At 60.3% G+C, this 4,187-nt stretch carries 5 protein-coding genes; 4 read left to right on the top strand and 1 reads right to left on the bottom strand.

The annotated features are described in order from the left end of the window. The 4 genes from WBB85_RS06440 to WBB85_RS06425 all read left to right on the top strand — a co-directional run. The coding region (locus WBB85_RS06440) for an ester cyclase (RefSeq protein WP_432637801.1) at positions 1-429 on the top strand (429 nt) is incomplete at its 5' end. Between the two features lie 114 nt (positions 430-543). After that, complete coding sequence (locus tag WBB85_RS06435; RefSeq protein ID WP_432637800.1) at positions 544-1,029, top strand: YbaK/EbsC family protein; 486 nt, start codon at positions 544-546, stop codon at positions 1,027-1,029. Between the two features lie 91 nt (positions 1,030-1,120). Next, positions 1,121-1,576, top strand: coding sequence for a DUF2852 domain-containing protein (locus tag WBB85_RS06430; protein ID WP_432637799.1), 456 nt, complete (start codon positions 1,121-1,123; stop codon positions 1,574-1,576). 162 nt (positions 1,577-1,738) lie between these two features. Then, positions 1,739-2,575 carry an arginyltransferase gene (locus WBB85_RS06425; RefSeq protein ID WP_432637798.1) on the top strand — a complete coding sequence of 279 codons (837 nt, stop codon included), beginning with the start codon at positions 1,739-1,741 and terminating at the stop codon, positions 2,573-2,575. An 80-nt stretch (positions 2,576-2,655) separates the two neighbouring features. On the opposite strand, the gene WBB85_RS06420 is transcribed toward WBB85_RS06425, so the two are convergent. Continuing rightward, on the bottom strand, positions 2,656-4,187 hold a 1,532-nt coding region (locus WBB85_RS06420), incomplete at its 5' end, for a TRAP transporter large permease subunit (RefSeq protein ID WP_432637797.1).

Genomic DNA, 4,187 nt, shown 5'->3' with positions numbered 1-4,187 from the left:
CTGATGACCAAGCTCGAATTGCTTGAGGACTGGTACCGGCGGGTCTGGGTTGACGCCGACCTGACTGCCATCGACCACTATTTCGCGCCACGTGCCGGGGCGGATGGTATCATGCCCGACGGCCAGGTCGGGGTTGAGGATTTTCGCGCACTTGTTCCGGCCCTGCTGGCCCTGATCCGTGACCTCAGGATCGAAATCGACCGTTCGTTAGAAACCGGTGAGTGGATCTGGGCGCAGTTTACGGTTCATGCGGTCGCCGCCCTTGGCAGCAATCCGATCTGTGCGCGGGGCCAGGTCATGGTCCGGGTTGAGGATGAAAAGATCACCGAGGCCTATAACAGTTTCGATTTCGTGACGTTCTTTGAACAGGCGGGGCTCTTGCCGGATGATGCTTTCATGTTGCTGCTCTCGGGTGAACGGCTGGGCTAGGACTACCCCACAATTCGACCGAGGAAGCCGCCCCCTTTCCCTGTACCCCAGTTGAACCTGCGGTCGAACCGTGCCCTTCTGCCGGGAACAGTTGCAGCGGGGAACACTGGACCTATGAGCAAAAGCCTGAAACGTGTCCGCGCTGCTTTGGAAGAGGCCGGACTGGCACCGCGCATCCTTGAAATGACGACCGAAACGCGGACGGCGATGCAGGCCGCCGAAGCGGCCGGGTGCAGCCTTGATCAGATTGCCAAGTCAATCATCTTCCGGGGCGAAGTTACCGGCCATGTCGTGCTGTTCCTGACCGCCGGGGGCAACCGGGTTGATCCCGACAAGGCCAGTGCGGTCGCCGGTCAACCGCTCGGCAAGGCCGATGCCGGGCAGATCCGGGCCGAAACCGGCTTTGCCATCGGCGGTGTCGCCCCCCTTGGCCACCTGTCGCCGATCACCTGCTATTTCGACGCCCGCCTGCTGGACTTCGACGTGGTCTGGGCCGCTGCGGGCACGCCACGTCATATTTTCGCGGTTGATCCCCGGACCCTTCTGACGATTACCGGCGGTCAACCGGCTGATTTCATTCAAAATCCGAACTCAATGTAAATTTGTTTTACATCACCCCTTGACGGAATGCGATGCGATCCCGATCTTGGATCATGTAAAAGACATTTACATCCCATCAACGGAGGAACACATGTCCACCATCGCCGCCTGGCCCTCTCGGGCCGAAATGTGGCTCGACGACCGCGGCAAGGGCGCCTGGATCGCTGCCATGGTCCTTGGCTTCATCTTTTTCTGGCCCGTCGGCCTTGCCCTTCTTGCCTATATGATCTGGAGCAAGCGCATGTTTTCGAAAAATTGCGGCTGGAGCCGCCACGACAGCCACGCGCATATGTCGCGTGGACATGCCCGCCGTCACGGGTTCCGCACGTCCGGCAACACTGCCTTTGACGCCTACAAGGCCGATACGCTGGATCGGCTGGAGCGTGAACAGGAAGAGTTTGAGACCTTCCTCAAGCGTCTGCGCGAAAGCAAGGACAAGGCCGAGTTCGATCAGTATCTGGACGATCGTGCCCGCACGGCGCAGGACGATGACCCAAAGGACGATCACGAAACCCTGCGCGAAGGGTCAGAGACCGGCCGCTACTGATCGCGATACCGGAACAATTTCCACAAGGGCGGCCTAATTTGGTGCCGCCCTTGCGGGTTTTTCAACGAAAGAAAGTTAATGGCAACTGAGGACTTGGCGGACGCCCCCCGGCTTGCTAACGTTCCCACACCACTTCTGCCGCAATCACCCGGCCCGCTTATTATGCGCCATACACTACCAATCGCGCCGCAATTTTATGTAACGGCACCCCAACCCTGCCCCTATCTTGAGGGGCGGTCCGAGCGGAAGCTGTTTACAGCTTTGCAGGGGGAGAATGCTGAAAAGCTGAATGACGCCTTGTCCAAGCAGGGCTTCCGCCGGTCGCAGAACGTGCTGTACCGGCCGTCCTGCTCAGAATGCTGCGCCTGTCTGTCCGCCCGGATCCGGGTGGCGGACTTTACGCCGAACAAGAGCCAGCGGCGCACGCTCCGGCGGAATATCGACCTTCGGCGCGAGGCGACCAGCCCCTGGGCGACCGAGGATCAATACGCACTCTTCCGCAGGTATCTGGACAGCAGACATGCCGATGGCGGCATGGCCGACATGGATATCTTCGAATTCGCCGCGATGATCGAGGAGACGCCGGTCAAAAGCCGCGTGGTCGAATATTCCTCGCCCTCCGATACCGAACCAGGTCGTCGGTCCCTGACCGCCGTCTGCCTGACCGACGTGCTCGATGACGGGCTCAGCATGGTCTACAGCTTTTACGACCCCGACCGCATCGGCGACAGCCTGGGCACCTATATCATTCTCGATCATGTCGAGATCGCCCGCCGGGCCGGTCTGCCTTATGTCTATCTTGGCTATTGGGTGCCGGGTAGCCGCAAGATGGGCTACAAATCAGGGTTCCGTGCGCTTGAGATCTACAAGAACAGCCAGTGGCAGGATCTCGGCGACCCGGCTGACCATTGTTCGGAAACCCATCCCCTGTCGGTCGATCCCATCGCCGAACAGGTGGCCCGCATCGCCCTGCCCGAAGCCCGCCCGACGCGCAGTTGAGCGGTGGCATCCGGCCGGAACTGAACGCGGCATTTCCGCTCGATTTCAGATTCTATGTAAACCCGATACGCCATAAACGATCAGTTGTTCGGCAACAAGTCCGGCACGATGGTCACGATGCCCGGAAAGGCCCAGAGGATGGCCAGCCCGATCACCTGGATCAGTACGAACGGGATGATCCCGCGATAGATCATGCCCGTCGTGACACTCGCCGGCGCCACGCCGCGCAGATAGAAGAGGGCAAAGCCGAAGGGAGGTGTCAGGAAGCTGGTCTGCAGGTTCACCGTGATCATGATCGTGACCCAGGACGGATCATAGGTGCCGCCATAGATCACCGGGCCAACGATGGGCACGACGATGTAGATGATCTCCAGAAAGTCCAGCACGAAGCCAAGGACGAAGAGAACCAGCATGACGATCAGGAAGGCCGTCCATTCCTGTTCGAAACTGCGCAGGAAGCTCTGGATGTAATGCTCACCCCCGAAAGAGATCAGGACAAGGTTCAGGATCTGTGATCCGATCAGGATGGTGAAGACCATCGAAGTGACCTTGGCGGTTTCCCGCACCACGGGGCCCAGAACCGAATTCCTGAGAAGCACCCAGCAGGCATAAAGAATGCCGAACATCGAGAAGAAGTAGAGCCCACGCGTGACGTAGTAGGCGATCTGATCCGGCATCGAGATATCGGACCGGTTGATCCGAAGGTCGAAATTGATCCCCATCAGGATCATCACGATGATCGAGAAAGAGGCCAGAAGGATGATCGCCCCGCTTTTCTGCTGGTCATGCAGCTTGCGATAGGCCGCGAGCAGCAGCGCACCACCAGCACCGAGGGCGGCCGCAGGCGTCGGGTTGGTGATGCCGCCGAGGATCGAGCCCAGCACCGCAACGATCAGCACCAAAGGCGGGAAGACGACGCGGATCAGGTCGTTATGCGCCATGCTTTTGGCGGCCACACCACAGCCGAACAGCGTGATCATGAAGGGCAGCGCGAGATAGACAAACGCCTCGCCCGAACTCGACGTGGGCGCGATCAGGACTGTATCGACGATCAGGCCCAGAAGGATACCGGCGGCACCGATCATCAGCGGCCGGGGATCGGCCGAGGGCGAAACACCACGCGCAAGCGCCAGCAGCAGCGCCGCAAGCGTGAAAAGAACGGCCACGCCTGTGCCCACAGGTGCCGCATCGGCGATCTTGTCCTGCAAGGCCTGCGCGATTTCCGCGTCACTGCGCTTGTGGCTTTGCTCAACACCACCCGCCGCGTCGATTTCGGCCTGTTGGGCGGCGGCAGCATCCCATGCCTCTTGCCCGTGCAGTTCGATCATCGAGGCTTTGCACTGTTCAGACACACGCGTGCGCAAAGATGCGGTCTGTCCGGCATCGGTATAGCTGTCGATTGTCAGGTTCTGCGACCCCACCAGCCCGATCTGACCGGCCAGCAACACGCCACCAATGATCGCGACCGGGGCAAGGACAAACCAGCGGATCGCCTCGGACCGGGTTATGATCTCGCCCCCCACCGCTTCCAGCGACACCGGCGGCGCCTTGTCGGGATTGAGAAGTGCGTAGCCAAAGGCGTAAAGCCCGTACATACCGGCCAGCATGATCC

The organism is Albidovulum sp., assembly GCF_049646345.1.
In the GTDB taxonomy this organism is placed as follows: Bacteria; Pseudomonadota; Alphaproteobacteria; order Rhodobacterales; family Rhodobacteraceae; genus Albidovulum.
Note: the sequence above shows the minus strand (reverse complement) of the source record. Positions and strands in the feature narration are given on the sequence as shown.